The 20,516-nt window shown below is 39.5% G+C and carries 22 protein-coding genes; all 22 read right to left on the reverse strand.

What is annotated here, in order from left to right; genetic code table 11:
• Positions 1-17: 17 nt before the first annotated feature.
• Entirely contained in the window at positions 18-485 is a 468-nt protein-coding gene (locus Ga0466249_RS15105) for a chemotaxis protein CheW (RefSeq protein ID WP_215830300.1), read from the reverse strand.
• Positions 486-500: 15 nt separating this feature from the next.
• Positions 501-2,537, reverse strand: a complete 2,037-nt coding sequence (locus Ga0466249_RS15110; RefSeq protein WP_215830301.1) for a chemotaxis protein CheA — start codon at positions 2,535-2,537, stop codon at positions 501-503.
• Positions 2,538-2,552: 15 nt separating this feature from the next.
• Positions 2,553-3,596, reverse strand: coding sequence for a protein-glutamate methylesterase/protein-glutamine glutaminase (locus Ga0466249_RS15115; RefSeq protein ID WP_215830302.1), 1,044 nt, complete (start codon positions 3,594-3,596; stop codon positions 2,553-2,555).
• A gap of 17 nt (positions 3,597-3,613) precedes the next feature.
• The gene (locus Ga0466249_RS27550; protein ID WP_312889783.1) at positions 3,614-4,285 is read right to left on the reverse strand and encodes a flagellar brake protein; all 672 of its coding nucleotides are present in this window, start codon (positions 4,283-4,285) and stop codon (positions 3,614-3,616) included.
• Between the two features lies 1 nt (position 4,286).
• The gene (locus Ga0466249_RS15125; RefSeq protein ID WP_215830304.1) at positions 4,287-5,189 is read right to left on the reverse strand and encodes a MinD/ParA family protein; all 903 of its coding nucleotides are present in this window, start codon (positions 5,187-5,189) and stop codon (positions 4,287-4,289) included.
• Between the two features lie 3 nt (positions 5,190-5,192).
• Positions 5,193-6,275 (reverse strand): flagellar biosynthesis GTPase FlhF, encoded by a 1,083-nt coding sequence (flhF, locus tag Ga0466249_RS15130; RefSeq protein WP_312889784.1) that lies wholly within the window; start codon positions 6,273-6,275, stop codon positions 5,193-5,195.
• Positions 6,276-6,281: 6 nt separating this feature from the next.
• Positions 6,282-8,345: a flagellar biosynthesis protein FlhA gene (flhA, locus tag Ga0466249_RS15135; protein WP_215830306.1), complete on the reverse strand. Its 2,064-nt coding sequence runs from the start codon at positions 8,343-8,345 to the stop codon at positions 6,282-6,284.
• 18 nt (positions 8,346-8,363) lie between these two features.
• Entirely contained in the window at positions 8,364-9,440 is a 1,077-nt protein-coding gene (gene flhB, locus Ga0466249_RS15140) for a flagellar biosynthesis protein FlhB (protein WP_246588759.1), read from the reverse strand.
• A 7-nt stretch (positions 9,441-9,447) separates the two neighbouring features.
• Complete coding sequence (fliR, locus tag Ga0466249_RS15145) at positions 9,448-10,233, reverse strand: flagellar biosynthetic protein FliR (RefSeq protein ID WP_215830307.1); 786 nt, start codon at positions 10,231-10,233, stop codon at positions 9,448-9,450.
• Between the two features lie 23 nt (positions 10,234-10,256).
• Entirely contained in the window at positions 10,257-10,526 is a 270-nt protein-coding gene (gene fliQ / locus Ga0466249_RS15150) for a flagellar biosynthesis protein FliQ (RefSeq protein WP_215830308.1), read from the reverse strand.
• A gap of 17 nt (positions 10,527-10,543) precedes the next feature.
• Complete coding sequence (gene fliP, locus Ga0466249_RS15155) at positions 10,544-11,257, reverse strand: flagellar type III secretion system pore protein FliP (protein WP_215830349.1); 714 nt, start codon at positions 11,255-11,257, stop codon at positions 10,544-10,546.
• Between the two features lie 53 nt (positions 11,258-11,310).
• Entirely contained in the window at positions 11,311-11,886 is a 576-nt protein-coding gene (gene fliO / locus Ga0466249_RS15160; protein ID WP_215830309.1) for a flagellar biosynthetic protein FliO, read from the reverse strand.
• Positions 11,887-11,888: 2 nt separating this feature from the next.
• On the reverse strand, positions 11,889-12,251 hold the full coding sequence (locus Ga0466249_RS15165; RefSeq protein WP_215830310.1) for a response regulator: 363 nt from the start codon (positions 12,249-12,251) through the stop codon (positions 11,889-11,891).
• A gap of 33 nt (positions 12,252-12,284) precedes the next feature.
• Positions 12,285-13,415, reverse strand: coding sequence for a flagellar motor switch phosphatase FliY (gene fliY, locus Ga0466249_RS15170; protein WP_215830311.1), 1,131 nt, complete (start codon positions 13,413-13,415; stop codon positions 12,285-12,287).
• Entirely contained in the window at positions 13,408-14,406 is a 999-nt protein-coding gene (gene fliM / locus Ga0466249_RS15175; RefSeq protein ID WP_215830312.1) for a flagellar motor switch protein FliM, read from the reverse strand. The genes fliY and fliM overlap by 8 nt, the downstream gene beginning before the upstream one ends.
• A gap of 39 nt (positions 14,407-14,445) precedes the next feature.
• The gene (locus Ga0466249_RS15180) at positions 14,446-14,925 is read right to left on the reverse strand and encodes a flagellar basal body-associated FliL family protein (protein WP_215830313.1); all 480 of its coding nucleotides are present in this window, start codon (positions 14,923-14,925) and stop codon (positions 14,446-14,448) included.
• Between the two features lie 250 nt (positions 14,926-15,175).
• Positions 15,176-15,373: a flagellar FlbD family protein gene (locus Ga0466249_RS15185; protein ID WP_215830314.1), complete on the reverse strand. Its 198-nt coding sequence runs from the start codon at positions 15,371-15,373 to the stop codon at positions 15,176-15,178.
• Positions 15,374-15,433: 60 nt separating this feature from the next.
• Positions 15,434-17,062 carry a flagellar hook protein FlgE gene (locus Ga0466249_RS15190; RefSeq protein WP_215830315.1) on the reverse strand — a complete coding sequence of 543 codons (1,629 nt, stop codon included), beginning with the start codon at positions 17,060-17,062 and terminating at the stop codon, positions 15,434-15,436.
• 87 nt (positions 17,063-17,149) lie between these two features.
• Positions 17,150-17,539 carry a TIGR02530 family flagellar biosynthesis protein gene (locus Ga0466249_RS15195; RefSeq protein ID WP_215830316.1) on the reverse strand — a complete coding sequence of 130 codons (390 nt, stop codon included), beginning with the start codon at positions 17,537-17,539 and terminating at the stop codon, positions 17,150-17,152.
• A gap of 17 nt (positions 17,540-17,556) precedes the next feature.
• Positions 17,557-18,153 (reverse strand): flagellar hook capping FlgD N-terminal domain-containing protein, encoded by a 597-nt coding sequence (locus tag Ga0466249_RS15200; RefSeq protein WP_215830317.1) that lies wholly within the window; start codon positions 18,151-18,153, stop codon positions 17,557-17,559.
• 15 nt (positions 18,154-18,168) lie between these two features.
• On the reverse strand, positions 18,169-19,767 hold the full coding sequence (locus tag Ga0466249_RS15205; RefSeq protein ID WP_215830318.1) for a flagellar hook-length control protein FliK: 1,599 nt from the start codon (positions 19,765-19,767) through the stop codon (positions 18,169-18,171).
• 27 nt (positions 19,768-19,794) lie between these two features.
• Positions 19,795-20,499 carry a MotE family protein gene (locus Ga0466249_RS15210; protein ID WP_215830319.1) on the reverse strand — a complete coding sequence of 235 codons (705 nt, stop codon included), beginning with the start codon at positions 20,497-20,499 and terminating at the stop codon, positions 19,795-19,797.
• Positions 20,500-20,516: the final 17 nt, after the last annotated feature.

Consider the following 20,516-nt stretch of genomic DNA (forward strand, 5'->3'; position numbering starts at 1 on the left):
TTGCATCCGGTATTTCATCAACCGACTTTTGCTGTTTCTTGGTTAATGCCAATAATGGCTTCTAAATTTAGTAAAATAAGCAGACGATTTTCCAACTTTCCTACACCATCTAAATAATTAGCTGCAACACTCGTAACAACGGTTTGAGAATTTTCAATATTTTCCTGAGCAATTGTCATGACTTCGGATACGGCGTCAACAATAAGTCCAACACTTAAATCATCTACCTTAACAATCACAATCCTTGTATCATCTGTTATTTCATTCGACTCTAACCCCAGGCGTTTCTTTAAATCCAATACAGGCAATACACTCCCGCGCAAATTCATTACACCACGAATATAATCAGGTGTATAGGGCACACGAGTAATATCGGTCATCCGTTTAATTTCCTGAACCTGAAGAATACTAATACCATATTCTTCACGACCAAGTTTGAAAGCCACTAATTGAATTTCCGTTTGAGTCCTAATTTCTTCTTCCATATCGAATTCCCTCCTTTATTGCATTAATGAACCTACATCTAAAATAAGCGCAACTTGACCATTTCCAAGTATCGTAGCACCTGCAATCACTTTAATGCCTGCCAATAGCTTACCAAGAGACTTAATGACAATCTCTTGTTGTCCAATAAGCGTATCCACAATAATACCAGCACGATGATCACCCATATGGACAATCACGACAAATAATTCCTCAGGCTCTTCTGTATTCGCCTTTTCGGGTATGGCAAGCACTTTACCTAGACGAACAATGGGTATAATTTGGCCACGCAGTAAAATAACCTCTTGATTCTGAATGGTCTTAATGTCACCTGGTGTAATATTAATAGTACTATCAATCGAGCCTAAGGGAATAGCATAAATTTCATCACAGATATTAACAAGTAATGCCTGAATAATAGCAAGAGTCAATGGCAAACGAATCTTAAATATACTCCCTTCATTCACCTTGGTCTCGACATCTACTCTGCCGCCTAAAGACTCAATTTTTGTTTTGACGACATCCATACCAACACCACGTCCAGAAACATCTGTAACGACTTTTGAAGTTGAAAAGCCCGGATAAAATACCATACGAACAGCCTCATTCGCGTCCATTTTATCGGCTTCAGCTTGAGTAATCAAACCCTTTTCCACACACTTCGCTTTAATAATCTCAGGATTAATGCCCTTCCCATCATCTGTTACCATAATAATCACGTTATTTCCCTCATGACGGGCAATGAGCCGCACTTCACCAACAGGATCCTTACCATTTGCTTGACGCTCTTCAGGATGCTCCACACCATGATCGATGGCATTACGCAATAAATGAACGAGGGGATCGCCAATTTCATCAATGACTGTACGATCTAACTCTGTTTCCTCGCCCTGAATAATTAAATTAATTTCTTTATTTAATTCATGTGATAGATCCCGTACCATGCGGGGAAAACGATTAAAGACTTGTCCAACTGGAACCATACGAACTTTCATCACAACATTTTGTAAATCCGTTGTTACGCGATCCATTTGTTCCATCGTCTCAACTAAATCAGTTAATTTATGTGTTAGACCAATTTGTTCTAAGCGTGTTTTATTAATAACAAGTTCACCAACAAGATTGAGCAAACTATCTAATTTATCAATATCGACACGTACAGACTGACCACTTTTTATTTTTTTCTCAACATGATGCTCAACTAACTTATCAGGTTTTCCGGCGGGTGTTACTTCTTTCTTGGGATTAGGCTGATCTGTTTTTTGCTCAGCAACGGGTACTTTACAAGGAATTACTGTTACTGCTTCAATTTCGGATATATTCATGATGGTCTGTTGGACTTTATCTTCTTCTGCTGATGTCACTAAGAAAACTTGAAAAGAAAATTCAAAGTTTTCCTGTTCCAGATCTTCCGCAGCAGGAATGGATTTAAAAACCTCGCCAAGCTCTTCTAGGGCGCTCATAACCATATAGGCCCGTGCTGATTTCAAAACACAATTTTCACGCAACTCAACCTTTACTTCAAAAGCAAGTAACCCTTGATCATGTGCAGCCTTTACCACCTGAATCTCTGTATCACTTAGCTCAACTTGAGAACACGATTCCGGACTTTGATCCTGAGCCGCCGCTGTATTTTCATGAGTAGATTGGGGAGTAGCCGTAACAGCAGCCCCGCCATTATTTGCAACTTGACGAAGTTTCTCAACAAGTGGATTAACATCAATGGTAAGCTCAGTTTCATTCGCTACACTTTCGACAAGTTGCTCTAAAGTATCAACACATTTAAACAATAAATCAATAATATTAGGATCCGCTTTTAATACTGATTTACGCAATAAATCAAGCACATTTTCCATCTCGTGCGTCAGTTCAGCAATCTGGGTAAACCCCATTGTTGCAGACATCCCCTTGATTGTATGGGCACTACGAAAAATTTCATCAAGCACAGCTAATGCACTCGGATCGCTTTCAAGTTCTAGGAGACTTTGGTTAAGACTCTGCAGATGTTCACGGGATTCTTCTAAAAACATCCCCATATATTGGTTCATATCCATCTTCTACACCTCCGGTTATTTTGTTACTGATTTAACGATTTGATCAGCAATCGCTTGTAAGGGTACGACATGATCAATAACACCTAATTCAACAGCAGCTTTCGGCATACCATAAACAACTGCTGTACTTTGATCTTCAGCAATCGTAATGCCATTATACTTTTTGATGGCAGAAATACCGATAGAACCATCACGTCCCATGCCTGTTAAGATGACGCCAACAGCTTTTTGCTTGTAAAGATTTGCAACACTTTCCATCATAGGATCGACAGCAGGTCGAAGACCACCAATAGGTGGGTTCTGGTTGAGTTTTACGATTGTTTTATTTTGTTGTCTTTCTAGCGTCATATGAAAATTGCCTGGTGCAATCAGCACTAACCCATGACGTACAACGTCATTATTTTCTGCTTCCTTGACAGTTAAAGCGGATAAGGAATTCAGACGTTCAGCTAGTGAGCGCGTAAATCCAGGCGGCATATGTTGAACTATAACAATTCCACTTGAGAGTGAACCTGGCAAGCGCGTTAATACTTCCTGTAAAGCCCTGGGTCCGCCAGTCGATGTACCAATAGCAACAATTTTTTCATCAATGGCATTTGTCCTAGATGAAAGTAAAACCTTACTTTCCTGTTGCGATGATATGAGGCGCTTTTTCAACTGCACAACATTTGCCTTCACAGCTGCCCGACATTTATCAAGCATCTCAGACTGAATACCTGAAATACTTGAAACAGGGCCAACTGTCTTGGTAATAAAATCAACAGCCCCTAATTGAAGAGCGCGAATAGTGGACTCAGCACCCGCATGAGTCAAACTGCTAATCATCACGACGGGAACCGGCGTATCCTGCATAATTTTCTCTAAAGCCTCTAAACCGTCCATACTAGGCATCTCAACATCCATTGTAACTAAATCGGGTTTTAATCTTTTCACTTTATCGATAGCATCCTTTCCATTGCGTGCTGTATCGATAACAGTAAAGTCAGACTGCCCGACAAATTGATCCGTTAACAATTTGCGCATAAAAGCTGAATCATCCACAATTAATACCCTTATCATTATTATCCCACCATTTGTTAAAATCCTTTGGACTTACGTTCCACTTGTTTTTTAAAAATAAATTTAATTATTTTACTGCGTTCCCGCTCAATTAAATCAAGAAACTGGATACTAATTAAATAGAACTCCAAATCAGAAGGTCGTTTTTCTAAACGAACAACAATACCAGAACTACAAATATTAACCTGTTCACCTAAGTTAATCGCTAACTCTACTTTTGTATCGATGGGAATGGGAGTATTAGATAGGATGGAAAGACCACCGCCACTAATATCATGAGTAACAACATCTTGCACTACTTCATTCTCAATGTCATCCGCTAATATTTTTAGTGACAGCGGTAAATTAACAGCTAACCTAACAAAAGACCGTAGCTGAACTCTCTTTATATCTACCGGCAATGTAGTAATCCAAATGGGAATGGGCCTAATTTTTTTAGCCTTATAGACACTTTTAAACTGATAACGACCATTGTCCTTAACAAAGCTACCATAAAATGGTGTATCAGGAGACAAAATAACCGGTACAGAATGATCCATCGGCATTGCAAGCATCATAAAATTTTCATTGATTTCTTCGACGCGACTATGGTAATAATTATTCTGTTCGTTACCTACAACAATAATATCTATGCGTTGATTAACTTGAATAATTTCAGAACTAATATTAATTCCTCCTCTGTCTAAAATACTACATCACCTTATTTAAAAGCTTCGAAAAAAATTCTTTGATTCCTTTCGAAGGAGTAATTTTTTCTCCATAAATTATTTTATGGGCTATTTGGTTCATGCAATGTGATGATATAGAATGAGGAAATGATATCAATAATGGAACTTGTTTTTTGACAGCTTGCATAACACAGCGATCTTCATAAACAAATCCCAACTTATCAATCGATAAATGCAAAAAATGCAATGCTACATAAACTAATTTCTGTACTACCCCTTGCCCTTCATCATCATCCACAACTCGATTAACGACAAGTTTTAATGGTGCTGTACCGTGACATCTTACAAATGTTTTCATAATTGCATAAGCATCCGTAATTGCTGTTGGTTCTGGTGTAGTAATAATAATAACTTCATCTGCTGCCATAACAAAATTAATGACATTATGACTAATACCGGCACCTGTATCAACTAAAATTACATCGGCCCAATCATCAACAAGAAGCATTTTTTTTATAATTTTACCGAGATTTTCCTGGGATAAATTTGCAAGTTCATGAATTCCTGAACCACCTGATAGAAACTTTATCCCACGAGGACCATTAATCATAATGTCAGTAATCTCCAAATTATCTTCCAATAAATGCATCATATTATAAGGAGCTGAACAACCCAGAACAATGTCTACATTGCCCATTCCTAAATCAGCATCAATTACAAGAACCTTTTTACCACATTCAGCAAGAGCCAAAGCAAGATTCACCGTAAAATTAGTTTTCCCCACACCACCTTTTCCACTTGTGACCGTAATAACATGAGGCTTAGAACGAACAGAAGTTTTAATAATTCTGCCATTCGAAGATAGTGGAGTTGGTATAAATAGCTTCTGAGCCATTTGGCGAAGCTTTTCTGCTTGATCTTTCATCGCCTATTCCTTTAATAAAAGATTTGTCAATTTATCAGTATTTGCCAATTCAATATCATCAGGCACATCTTGGCCCGTAGCAATATAAGACAACGTCATGGGAAAACGATAAATTAAATTAAATAGCGTACCAATATTCGTGGATTCATCCGCTTTTGTAAATAATAACTTTTGCGGTGTACATACTGAAAATTTTTCGACTATATCCAAGGCATCTTGATATTTTGTTGTCATACTTAACACAAGGTAAGTTTCAATGGCCGGATCCACAGCAAGCAACGCTTGTAATTCAGTTAAATGAGACAGATTTCCTGGACTACGTCCCGCTGTATCAACAAGAATTAAATCTTTATCTTGGTGACGATCAATTGCCTGCTTAAGCTCTTCAGCTGAATAAACAATATCGAGAGGTACTCCAATAATATCTGCATAGGTCTTTAATTGTTCAACAGCAGCAATTCGGTATGTATCCGCTGTGATCAATGCCACTTTACTACCTTGCTTTAAGGTAAAATCAGCAGCAATTTTGGCAATTGTGGTTGTTTTTCCCACACCCGTTGGACCAATTAATGCAACGGTCCGACAGCTTGCAGAATCAATTTGAATCCCTTCAATATTACTAAAATAATGAGCAATACGTTCATGAAGCAAGTGCCTAGTCAATGCTGCATCCGATTTAGCTGTAAACTGCGTTCCACTAATCTCCTTTAACAAGCTGTTTGCAATGGGTAACGCTACATCATTTCTCAATAAAAGTTGTAAAAAAGGCGATGCTTGCCCCTCTCCATCAGGCAATTTAGTTAAAACCGCTTCGAGCATTTTATGCATATTCGTTAGCTCCGCTTGAAGCGGTAACATTCTCGCATCCTCAGCTTGCTCAGTTAGAAGAGCAGGCGTCTTTTTTACTACTTTCTTTAAATCCGCTGAATCAACAGCAGCCGTAACTTCTACTTTTTCTTTCGAAAAAAAACCTAAAAACCCCCCCATACGAAAACGACGCGTATGAAGAATAACTGCATCTCGTCCAAGTTCGCTCTTTACTTGGACCATGGCTTCTTGCATGGAATTTGCTGTATAGGATTTCACTTTCAATTATATCTTCACCATCCCTAAAGCTTGGATTTCAACTCTAGGCTCTATTTCCGCATAAGAAAGAACAATGAGACTAGGTGCAGCACGTTCCGTTACCTTACGAAAGTACAAACGTACCGCCGGACTTGTGAGTACAATGGGCTGATAACCAAGATCCGTCATTTTAGAAATTTCAACAGTTAAACTATTGATCAGTTCCTTCATTTTATTTGGATCTAAAGCAACGAATGAACCTTGCTCACTACGCTGAACAGCACCGGAAATGGTATTTTCCAGAGTCGGATCTACTGTGATACACGTAAGAGTGTTATTTACGACAAAACTATTGCAAATGTTACGCGCTAAGGCATGACGTACATATTCAGTAAGTACTTCCGTATCCTTTGTTAATGCTGCGTAATCAGCAAGCGTTTCCAAAATAGTTACCATATCACGTATCGATATTCTCTCCCGCAATAAATTAGCTAAGACCTTTTGAATGTCACCGTACGCTAGTAAATTCGGCACTAGCTCTTCCACAACAGCAGGATTTTTCTCTTTCACCGCTTCAACTAAGGTTTGTACCTCTTGACGCCCCAGAATTTCTGCAGCATGACATTTGATAATCTCTGTTAAATGCGTGGCAAGTACGGATACTGTATCAACAACAGTATAACCTGCAAGTTCAGCTTTTTCCCGATCTGCTTCTTGAATCCAAAGAGCAGGCAGACCAAAAGCAGGTTCTTTCGTCTCAATACCACTAATTTCTTCATAAACATTGCCTGCATTCATGGCCATATAATGTTCAAGTAATAATTCGCCTCGCGCGATCTCTACACCTTTTAATTTAATGACATAAACACTTGGTTTTAGTTGAATATTATCGCGAATACGAATGGTTGGCACAATCAGGCCTAAATCCAGCGCGCACTGCCGCCGAATCATGACAACACGATCAAGTAAATCGCCACCTTGCCCGATATCGACAAGCGGTATAAGGCTGTAGCCAATTTCTAGCTCCATAGGATCCACATGAAGTAATGAAACAATATTTTCCGGCTTGCGAACATCTTCCAGTTCTTTTTCTTCTTGCTTAGTAACTTCTGCCTGAGCCACAGTCTGCTTAGAATTACGCAACATATAACCGATGCCAAATAATAAGGCACTGAGCAAACCAAAGGGAATGCCTGGCAATCCAGGAATAATAGCAAAAAACGCCAAAACACCCGCAACGATAAAAAACACTCTATCATTCGATAATAATTGGCGCGACAAATCTACACCCAGACTTTCACTCGAAGCAGCTCTTGTTACAACAAGACCCGTTGCCGTTGATATTAAGAGCGCTGGAATCTGATTTACCAATCCCTCGCCGACTGTAAGCAACGTATACTGCTGAAGTGCTTGAGTCACGGACAAATTCAATTGTACCATACCAATAATAAAACCGCCGACAATGTTAATAACAATGATAATAATCGCTGCAATAGCATCACCTTTAACAAACTTACTGGCACCATCCATGGCACCAAAAAAATCAGCTTCGCGCTGAATTTTTATACGCCGGGCCTTAGCTTCACTATCTTGAATGAGACCGGCATTCAGATCAGCATCAATGCTCATTTGTTTACCAGGCATAGCATCCAAAGTAAACCGAGCTGCAACTTCAGCTACCCGTTCTGCACCGCGCGTAATAACAATAAACTGAATAATAATCAGTATGACAAACATAATAAACCCTACAATCGCATTACCACCCACAACAAAATTACCAAAAGATAAAATCACGTCGCCCGCATAGCCATTAAGTAAAATGAGTCGTGTTGATGAAACATTCAAAGCCAAACGAAACAGCGTTGTCATAAGTAACAGGGATGGAAATACAGAAAAATCAAGGGGTTCCACATTATAAATAGCTACCATCACCACAGTTAAGGCAATGGTAATATTGAGCGTTAAAAACAAGTCCAAAACTTCGGCAGGCAAAGGAATTACCATCATAACAACAATCGTTATAATGGCCAATGCCACGAGGATATCACTATGTTTGGTTAATTTTGCAAATGGTGTAGATTGTGCAGCCAACGAATTTCGCTCCTTTAATTAAGACAACCGTTTTTTTAAGCGATATACATATGCTAAAACCTCAGCAACAGCTTGATACAATTCAGCGGGAATGATTTCACCTATTTCCACCGAACTGTAGAGAGTCCGCGCCAACATCCTGTTTTCAACGATAACAATTGCATGCTCTTTAGCAATTGCCTTTATTTTTTGGGCAATATAGTCCTGCCCTTTCGCAACGACAATGGGAGCTGCCATATCCGCATCATATTTTAGAGCAACTGCAAAATGTGTCGGGTTGGTAATAATAACATCAGCCTTAGGTACTTCCTGCATCATTCGCTTTAATGCGAGTGCCCGTTGACGTTCTTTAATTTTACTCTTAATTTGCGGATTCCCCTCGGATTGCTTCATTTCTTCTTTCACTTCTTGCTTGTCCATTTTCATATTCTTATTGGTTTGCCACCATTGAAAATAATAATCAAGAATTGATAAAACTAACAAAACCGTAATAATCTGAAAAGCAAGTTTTAGTGTCATTGAGCCGACGACTTGCATCACATCCATCAGATCGGCATGCATCAACTGCGCTACTTGACTCACTTGATTTTGCGCAAAACGATAAATAAAAAAGCTCACAACACTAATTTTAATAATGGACTTGATTAATTCAACCATGGATTGCATGGAAAACATGCGCTCCAAGCCGCTAATAGGGTTGAGTTTGCTCAAACTCGGTGTTAAAGGCTGTAAAGTAAATAAAAATCCCACTTGAAGATAATTAATCACTAACCCAACAACAAGAATCACAAGCATAATAGGTAAAGAAGCTTTCAAAAAAACCACGCCATAATCCATAAACATGATCTGAAAACTCGCTATTGTAAAATCGGCCGTAGGAAATTGAGTAAAAACACTTCTCATTAGTCCAGAAATTTCTTTGTACATATAAGGAGCAATAAATTGTAATGAAAAAAAGGCAGCAAGCATAATAACAGCTGAACTAAAATCCATACTTTTGGGAACTTGACCTTTTTGCCGGGCCTCGCCTTTGCGTTTGGCTGTTGGTTCTTCTGTTTTTTCACCTGCAAACCGTTGTAAATCAAATGAACTCATTACGACACTATCCTGGCGCAAACTGTTGAATAATTTGATTAAGATTGGCATACATTCCATTAAATAAAACCTCGATAAACAGAATATAAAAAGGTAGTGCTATAGATAATATAAATAATCCAACAAGAATCTTTGCAGGCATTCCAACCATAAAAATATTCATTTGTGGCATGGTACGAGCCAAAATTCCCATGCCAATATCCATCAAAAGTAATGTAACAACAACAGGCAAACTAATCTTTAAAGCGATAATAAAAAAGTTACTCAGAAAATCAACAAATAACGGTGCCAGTGTTGTACGAAATACAACCTGTGTAACAGGAACAACTTGAAAACTAGAAACAAGAGCCATAATAAACAAATGATGACCATTTATCGCTAAAAATACTATTAAAGCCAACATATACTTAAAGTTACCTATAAGAGGAACTTGTTGCCCAAACAACGGATCGAGAACGTTTACCATACTAAAACCAATTTGTGTATCAATGAGATATCCTGCCATTTGTATAGACGAAAACACAAGTGAAGCTGTAAAACCAATAATTAACCCAACTAAATATTCTTTAATGACAAGCAAGATATACACAAAAAAATTACTTGGCATAACAGGTGGATGCTGACCTAACAGAGGTAATAACACCAATGAAAAAATCAGCGCCATCCCGGCTTTAACTAACAGCGGCACATTGCGGGCACCAAATACAGGTGCTGCCGTGAAAATCCCACTCACTCGCACAAAAATCAGTAGAAATATACCCATTTGATTTTGAACTAATGCAAATAAATCCACTTAACCTGCCACCTTTATCTATTTCAGTGAATCATTTGCGGTAAATATTGAAAGATCTGTTGAGTATAATCAACCATTAAACTAAGCATCCAGGGACCAAAGACTAAAATAGCCACAAATACGGCAATAATTTTCGGAATAAACGCCAGGGTTTGTTCCTGAATCTGTGTCGTTGCCTGAAATATACTCACAAGAACACCAACAATTAAACCTAAACCAAGCATTGGGGCAGATACAAGCATAACCATCATAAGCGCTTCGCGACCAATCTGAATTGCCATATCGCCATTCACTTTTTGTATTCCCCTCTCTAGTGAAAGCTAGTAATGAGTGATTGCACAATTAAATGCCAGCCGTCAACAAGAATAAACAACAATATTTTAAAAGGCATGGAAATCATGACAGGCGGTACCATCATCATACCCATTGACATCAATGTACTTGCCACAACCATGTCAATTACAATAAATGGAATATAAATCAAAAAACCAATTTGAAAAGCTGTTTTCAATTCACTAATAACAAAAGCCGGAATAAGCGTCATTGTTGGAACTTCAGCTTGAGAAGCAGGCCGCGGTCCATCCGCTATATTAACAAACAAAGCAATATCATTTTCACGCGTTTGCTTAAACATAAATTCCCGCATGGGATTCAGTGCCTTACTCATGGCAGTAGGCTGATCTAATGTCCCTGCAAGATAGGGCTGCAATGCATCTTGATTGACTTGGTCAATATAGGGCGACATGGTGAAGAAAGTTAAAAACAAGGCCAGCCCAACAAGAATTTGATTCGGCGGCATTTGCTGCGCTGCAAGAGCGCTACGCAAAAATGACAGTACAATAATAATGCGGGTGAACGAAGTCATCATAACTAAGATGGAAGGAGCAAGTGTCAATACAGTTAAAGCAAAAAGAATTTGCAAACTTGTAGCCACTTCTTGCGGACTACTTGCATTATCTACACCAATAGTCACACTTGGAATCGGAATCAGTGGTGCTGCCATTGCACTTGAAGAAAGACTCATAAGCAACGAAAAAATAACAGCACAAATGACTATAAGTATTTTATTCACGGCTGTTACCTCTTCTCTGAATCAGTTGACTGATTTTTCGTGTGATTTAATGCCGTATCTGTTGATCCATCATCACCAAATACAACAGGAAACTTATGTGACATGTGTTTCAACGAGTGAAGTTGATTGCGAAAAATCAGTCCAAAATTATCTGCTTTACTGGGTAGTATCATCTGTGCTTTAAGTTGTTCGATTTGTTCAATTGAAGTAATCTTATGCAATAATGATATATTTTGATCTGTAACACCCAACACAAAATACTCGTTTACAATCTCAACGACATAGACAGCGCGATTATGCCCCAAGGGTAAAGTAAGAAGTACCTTCTGATTTTCATTTCTAGTAAACTGACTCAATTTACTGCCCCAAAACTTGGAGGTAAAGTAAGCCAAAGCCAGAACAACTCCAAAAGTAAACAACAGGGATATGACATAGGAAAATACAGAAAGACTGGATGAACCAGAATATTGTGGTTCTTGCTTTAAATATTCACCTGTTCCATCAGCAGCAAGAACCACAGCAGGAATAACCATGAGAACGACAAATAACATCCGCCGTGCTTGTATCATTATTCTATTCATTATTAACCTACTGCTTTACGAATAGCCTCTAACACGCGATCGGGTTGAAAAGGCTTCACAATAAAGTCACGTGCACCTGATTGAATGGCTTCAATAACCATCGCTTGCTGACCCATGGCACTGCACATAATAACTGTTGCATTAGGATCTAATTTTTTAATCTCTTTTACTGCCGTAATTCCATCCATTTCAGGCATCGTAATGTCCATTGTTGTTAAATCAGGACGAAGCTCTTGCCACTTTTCAAGCGCTTTTGCACCATTTTCTGCCTCACCGACAATTTCGAAACCATTTTTTGATAAAATGTCTTTAATCATCATGCGCATAAAAGCCGCATCATCTACGATTAATACTCGCGTTGCCATTCACAAATCTCCCCTATTCATTCTATTTTCAATTTACTGTAGGTTGGTAGCCCGTTCGAGGGGACTTAGAATATCTGTCACACGAACGCCAAAATTTTCATCAATAACTACCACTTCACCTTTCGCGATAAGCTTCCCATTAACAAGGATATCAACAGGTTCCCCTGCTAACTTATCTAATTCAATGACTGAGCCTGCTGACAAATCCAAAATTTCGCGGATTAATTTGCGGGTTCTACCTAATTCTACAGTAACCTGTAGGGGCACGTCCATAATTAAATTTATATTTGTATCACTAATTGGTACTCCGCCAGGAGTAAGAGGTGCAAATTGAGCAGGCTGTACGACAACATTCGGTGCTGGTTGCGACGGTTTTAGCTGCGTCATATTCGGTGCTGCATAACTCGCAGCTTGTCCCGTACTTTGGGCTGCTACAGGAGCCGGACTTGGCACTGATGCTGGCGAAGCTGCCGGTGCCTCTGCTTTTTGCATAGCTTCCATTAAATTCCCCACCATCTCTTTGGCAACATCAACTGAAACCAGTTGCATAATTTCACTATCAATCAGATTTTCTACTTCCATCCGAAAAGACACTCTAACAATCGGCTCAGAACCTGCTGCCATATCAGTTATTTGTGAATCTGTCGCAAAATCAACGCGTGTGCTAGTCGGCGGTGAAATATCAATTTTCTTTTTAAACATCGTCGAAATAGAGGTTGCTGTCGCACCCATCATTTGGTTCATTGCTTCTGTAACTGCACTACTGTATAATTCACTCAATTCAGTTGGGGGGTTAGAACCATCGCCTCCCATCATTAAATCAGCAATGATTAACGCATCTTGTTCTCGCATGGCTAAAATATTCGTCCCAACCAACCCATGAGTATAACTCACTTCGATAACTACATAAGGCAAGGGATACTGTTCTTTAATTTCATTTAATGTAGAAATGGAAACACGCGGTGTTGTAATCGACACTGTCTTACCTAAAAGTATCGATAAAGTAGTTGCCGCACTCCCCATAGAGATATTTCCAATCTCACCTAATGCATCCTCTTCCATCGTAGATAACTCTACCTTGTCTTCCGACGCAGCAGGAGATGAACTTGATTCCCCTTTAAGCAAGGCATCAATTTCTTCTTGAGAAAGAAAACCATCACTCATCTTCATCATCTCCTTTCATAATTTTCGTTATTTGCACAGCCATTTTCTTGCCATTCATACCTGGCTTACATTTGAATTTTTCCTGATATCCAATAAGTACGCTTAACTCATCATCCACTTTTGTCTCCAATTGAAGAACATCACCCACAGCTAAGCCAAGCATTTCAGCAACAGTAATTGTTATTCTGCCAAGTTCAGCCGTAATAGGCACCAAAGCTTTGACAAGTTTCTTTTGCAAAAAGTCAGCGCCTTCATTTGATTCCTTCTTGGCTACAGCAGAAGCTACCCAAAAAGTTGTCGTCAACTTTGACATAATCGGTTCAAGAACTAAATAAGGAATACAAAGATTAAGCAATCCCTCAGCATCACCAATTTTCGCCTGCAAAGTAATAATGACAACCATATCATTCGGTGGAACAATTTGGGTGAATTGTGGATTTGTTTCAATCACATCCATGTGAGGATCAATGGACACTACCTGCTTCCAGGCATCTTGAATACATTCCAGCGCTTTATTGATGACTCTTGTTACAATAGCTTCTTCAATATCTGTCAAAGCACGCGATTTTGTCATCGGCGTTCCTTTTCCGCCAAATAAGCGATCAATAATCGCAAAAACAATATTCGGATTGAGCTCTAAGATAGCATTGCCCTTAAGCGGACTCATTTGAAATATTCCAATGACACTTGGACTTGGCAAAGATCGAATAAATTCTTCGTAGGTTAACTGATCAACGGAAGCAACATCAATATGCACCATAGTCCGTAAATTTGCGGAAAGATAAGTATTTAACAGACGGGCAAAGTTTTCATGAATCATATTTAACGTACGAATCTGATCTTTTGAAAATTTATCAGGACGTTTAAAATCATATATCTTTACTTTCTTCTGCTTTTCTTCACTTTGAATTTCTTCAGCAGATACAGCGCCGCTGGATATATTAGAAAGTAATTCATCTATTTCCGCTTGTGAGAGTACATCCCCGGCCATTAATCTCCCTCCTTCCGCTTAAATTTTACTTCTATCAAATTACTGTAAAACAAGATTCGTAATATAGACATTATACACACGATCTTCACCAAAAACTTTATTTACTTCGTTTTTAATTAATTCCTTCAACTGATCCTGTTTAGCTGGATCAAAATCTTCAATTTTCTGCGAGCGTAATACATAAACAACAGTATCAGTCACTTTTATCTCATCAGGTGATAAATTTTTTCCATCTTTTGGCGCCGCTTTCTTGTCCGGCTTCATTTCTAAAATAATACCGATTTTTAGATACCGTCCACCTACGCCTCCCATGTTTACAATAAGACCCTCTTTGGCGTCACCTAATTTAATAAATTCACCAGGCTCATGGACTTCCCCTGCTTTTTTATCATTAGTCGACACTCGCTCAGCAACAATTTTCGTCGCTATAAAATAAGAAACACCCCCTGCCAACAGTAATCCTACAACAACAATACCTATAATCGTCACAAGAGAAAACTTTTTCTCTCCTTCAGCCATTGTTACACCCCCTTAGACCTGCTTCATATATATTCAAAAGGCGCAAAAAACTTTTTTCATTTATTATCGCCATTTTTTTCTATTTACTGACTAAAAAGCACTTACATATTTCTACAATTTAGCAGGAATTCCCCGCGAAATCGCCAATCCTTTCGTTAAAGTGTCCTTTTTTAAGCTAACACGCATAACTTTGATATATAACTGGAATGTTCAAACATTCCAGTTTATTATTCTTCATTTTCAATAATTGTTACCGTAAATTTCTAAAAATAGCCCGCCGATAATCCATGGCTTTACGTACGACTTCATCCATACTTTCTTCAACAAGAATTTTTTTGCCATTTGTCAGTGTAATCACTGTATCCGGTGTTTGTTCAATCGTCTCAATCAGTTCGGCATTCAAAATAATTTCTGTGCCATTACTTTTAAGCCTCGATAATTTTATCATTCATTAACCCCCCTGTTAAAATGTTGGGGGGGAAAATCTCCCCCACATTATTCATTTTTCTTACCGTTTAAGATTATTTAAATCCTGCAACATTTCATCAGATGTTGTAATAATTTTAGAATTCGCTTGATAACCTCTTTCAGTTACAATCATATCACTAAATTCTTTGGCTAAGTCCACATTCGACATTTCCAAATTGCCGCCTGACAAAGCGCCACGTGAGCCAGATTTGGCTGTTCCAATTTGCGGCTGTCCCGAGTTATTTGATATCGAATAGTTTGTACTGCCCTCATGAGTAAGACCTTCCGGATTATTAAAAGCCGCTAAAGCCACTTGAGCCAAATTGCGTCTTTGACCATTGCTATAAACACCCACAATAGTACCTGTTGCATCGAGGGATTCCGTTTTAAGACTTCCTGCCGTGTAACCGTCACCTGTCGCCTGAACGGTTGAAGTCGTCGCGCCATATTGCGTCAGTTTGCTATAATCTAGTGTCACTGACACCGCGTTGGCCCCGCCAACAAATGATGTTGAGAAGGGGACTGAAGTTGTTGTCGTATAACCAGGAGCAGTGGTGAGACTACCTGCTGCGGTAAATGCGGCTGATGCCGGTGCAGTTTCTCCACCAGCTGTAGGCGTTAAAGTTATCGCAGGCGTACCAATAGTTAACGCTGGAGTAATCGTATAGCCTGCAAAAGCAGGAAGACAAGTTATAGTACCTGTCACAGGCGTTGTTCCAGACACACCTGGCTCATTTAACGTATAGCTCCATTTGTTTGGTGTCGTAGCATCAGCAGTAACAGCCAATTGGTAAGTATGCGGCTTACCGTTCACAATGGCAACATAATTCTGCGTGTGTTTGGATGAGGCATCGCTATCAAGCTTCAAATTAGGAATGGCAATCGGTGTCGTAGTCGTTGCTGAATTAATATTGATTTGCTTGGTACCGGTATAAACGCCCTCAGGACTGAAATCAATTTCCTGCCAAGCACCGGTTGGCAATGCACCGCCAACAGTTGGATCACTTGTTGAAACATAAGACAGCCATTTATTATCGTCGACTTTATAAAAAGTAGTTGTAAGGTCATGCTGAACACCGAGTGTATCCACTATCGTTGACTTAGTCGAAGTCGACGTTCCGACTGCCGCATCAGCTTGTAAATTATTCGCAGCAGTCACACTCGTACTGGCAGATGCAGCCATCGTTGATCCCAGCGGAAGCTGGATCGGCTTCACGTCGCCGCTTGTATTCACATTGCCGTCTGCATCCACACCAGACCATCCCATGAGTTTATACCCACCTGGTGCTACATAATTGCCTTTTGAATCGATTGTAAAACCACCAGCACGTGTATACAATTGATTGTTGCCATCAGATATAATGAAAAAACCACCACCTGAAATAGCAAGATCGCCTGATTTCCCTGTCGATTGAAGATTGCCATCGGTAAAATTGGTACCAATAGTAGCAACAGACATACCGAGACCGACTTGCATAGGATTGGTTCCCCCCATATTTCCTTGCGGTGACGATGCCCCTTGAATGGTTTGGCTTAAAATATCCTGAAAATTAGTACTGTTGGCCTTATATCCCACTGTATTAACGTTAGCAATATTGTTACCAATAACATCAATGGCTGTTTGCATATTCTTCAGACCTGAAACACCAGAATACATAGAACGAGTCATAATCTATAGCCTCCTAATTTAATTTATTGTGGAATACGCTGCATCCATCAATCAACAGCGTATATAAGCCTCCTGAAAAGGTCCAGCTTACTCTAAAATCATGGCACTATCGATATTCGTAAAAACATTTTCCTTCATACTTGCTCCATCCATCGCTGTAATGACTGTTTTATTTTTTACACTCACAACAAAGGCCATATTATTCAATAACAGCAATGATTCCTTCGCTCCCTTTTGCTCAGCCTTTTCCACCGCTGTATTCAGCTTATGTAAGTCTGCCGTACTTAATTGAATCTGGCGGCTCTGCAACCTAGCAAGGGCATGCTGTGAAAATTTAACTCCTGCAATTTGTCCATTCAGAATATTTCCAAAAACATTGGACTTTCCTGAATCAAGGGAAGCGTGCTGAGTCGAGGATAATTTTGTTGGCGCAAGTGGAAAGACTGGCTGAGCGGAATAAATACGCTGATCCGCCACGGCTTATCATCCTCTCGTTAATTTCCGACTTTCGAAACACTACTGAAATCAACTTCTGTCGTACCAACATATAGCTGCGGAACATCATTCTCAAACGTGGCGGAAGTTACAACACCGCTCTGGGAATTACCCGAGGAATCTTTCCAAGTAATATTTTTGCCTATCAGACTAAGAGCCAGACTAGCTATCGCTGATGATGCTGAAGCAGTTTCAGAACTAGAACCTCCGACTGCTGTGACTTTATCCAAATCTACTGTAGAATTTCCGACAACTAACTGAGGCTCCCCATTTACTACATTGACAGCACTTACCGCACCTGACTGTGATGCTCCCGTCGAATCGGTCCAAACAATGGCTTTACCAATGTACCCTGTTGCTTGCGTCATACGCGAGGAATTGGCCACATTCTGCATTTGCTCCAAGCTGGAAAACTGAGCCATTTGGGCAACGAATGCCGTGTTATCCATTGGCTTTAATGGATCCTGATATTGCATCTGTACCATCAGCAATTTCAAGAAATCATCTTTTCCTAGAGTAGATTTTGATTTAGTACTTGCAGCTTGTTGCGATGTATCTGGACTTGTAGCTTGAGTTGCACCCACTGCGCTTGACATAACTATTCACTCCTTTTAAATTCGGTAATCCACGCCATCTTCACTTGTTAATTCATTATCATCAACTATTTGCGAAACATCATCAAAATTAACCACATTATTCTTATTGGTAAATTTCAACTGACGCTGTTGCTGAGAACCCTGTTGCTGATTGGACATGGACTGATCGAGACTGGTATAAACGCCCACATTATCCACTTTCAATCCCGTATTGGCTAACTCTTGCTTTAACTGCGGCAAAGAAGCTTCAATGGCTGCACGCACATCACTGTTACTCGAATGGAACGTTGCATTCACTAATCCCTGTTCCACAGTCACCTTTAATGTAAGTTCACCTAAATGTTCCGGTTTCAGTTGAATAACCATTTCCGTATTTTGAGCACGTGTGACTAGTTTCGCTTGATCCACGATTTGCTGCACTACTTGATAGGTATCCTTAACACCCGTAGTTTGTGAAGCAGTCTCTGTAACACCCTGAGCACCTGAACGGGTTTGTTCCATACTTAAAGCTTGAGCAAAATTCCCACCTGTTGTATCTAACAAAGTAGTCGACTGACCTTGATGAGATGACTGTGACAAACCATTCGCTCCAAATTGGAGTTCATCACCTTTTTGCTGCGTTGAAACCGTTGTAAACAAATGACTATCAGCAAGCCCCTCATCTACATCCGAGATCCCAGATGCCGAATCTTTCACATTACCGTCAGTTTTTACTCCATTTTGAGTACTGCGCAAGCCGCCCTGATGATCAATCACAAATTTGCCAGGTAAAGCCCCTTTGAGAGCCGTAAACAAGGCATTCGGATTCTGTGATAACTCTTGTGCAGTAGTAGTAGCAGTCGTAGTAGTAGTCATAGGAGAAACTGAATTTTCTTGCACAGCTGGCACGGATGATTGAGAACCTTCAACTTTGGATGTGGTAGCTACTCCCGTTGTCTCTGCTTGCAATTTTTCTGTAAGCGCAGCAATTGCTTGAGTAAGCTGCTCGCTAGTAATCGTACCCTTTCCTAACGAATTGAGTGAGGACACAAGATCATTTGTCAGGGTAGTTGAATCTTTAATTTGCGACAGTAGCTGCATCAAAGCAACCTTTGCATTCTTATTACTTGTGGTTTGTTCGCCTTGTTGCCCAACAGATACTCCTGTTTGTCCAGTTACCTGAGTCGGTACACTATTATTCATTTGTAATAACATTGTAAGGAGGATATTCGGATCCACAATCGCAGTATTTGCCGTATCTTTTGCATCTTTTGCATCTTTTGCATCTTTTGCATCTTTTGCATTTTTTACATCTTTTACATCTTTTACATCTTTTACATCTTTTACATCTTTTACATCTTTTACATCTTTTGCATCGGTATTATCAGAATTAGCAGGTGAATCATCTTTTTTAGCTGCAACAGTACTTGATGAATTCTTACTATCCGCATCAGTTGAATCATTCGGATTAACCGAAGAATTATTACTTTGAGTATTTTTTACTGAATCTGACAATATACTGGCAAAACCTTTGCTTTTCGATTGTTGACTATCTGTCCTTACTTGGTTAGTAGCAGAATTAGACAGCGTTTTTGGAGTAGACAACATCATATTGCTCAATATCATCGTTGGCATTTTCTCACCTCCTTTCTGTTTATCTATTTATTGAATCACCGCAGCTGCAAGCATAGCCTGACTAATTTGTGCAGCTTTTGCGGGATCAAACTGAGCCAAAATTTGCGCCGCCTGATCTTCTTCCATCTTGTTTAGAACAGCCACAACAGTAGCATCATCTAACTGCGTTAAAATAGGAACAGCTTCCGCTGGTTTCATATTTCCATAAAGTCTAGCCAATTTAGAAATTTTCTTTGTTTCCTGCGCCTGCTTTTGCTTTGCTAGCTTGGCCAAATCAGTAGGATTCGTAGTCCCTACTGAACCATCAGGCATGACTCCACCTTGTTGTCCTGCCCCTAGCTGACCAGGCACAGTCCCTGGCGTTGCACTTTGTAAAGTTCCTGGCATAGAACCTTGCTGTGTGGTTAAGCTATTTCCTGGTGAAGGTGTAACACTTTGTGCAGGATTTAAGTCGACGGGATCAAAATTGGTCTTAGGCTTTTGAAAAAACTTTCCGATGAAGGGCTTATCTTGTAAATTCATATCTTCGGCGGATTTTTGGACATCAATCAGCTTAAGATAGATGCCAACAGCAAAACCTAGCCCAAGTAAAATAATCAAAATAACCAAAATGAATATGATTTTAAAAAATTTCCCTCTTTTTTTCGGTAGTGCTGTTTGTTCCACACTAGCTGGTATTGGCTTCTGGTTCGTTATTCTTTTTGGAGTGGCCTTGGTATTTTTTTCTGCCATCTAAACTGCCCACTTTC

It is taken from the genome of Pelorhabdus rhamnosifermentans (assembly GCF_018835585.1).
Lineage (GTDB): Bacteria > Bacillota > Negativicutes > UMGS1260 > UMGS1260 > Pelorhabdus > Pelorhabdus rhamnosifermentans.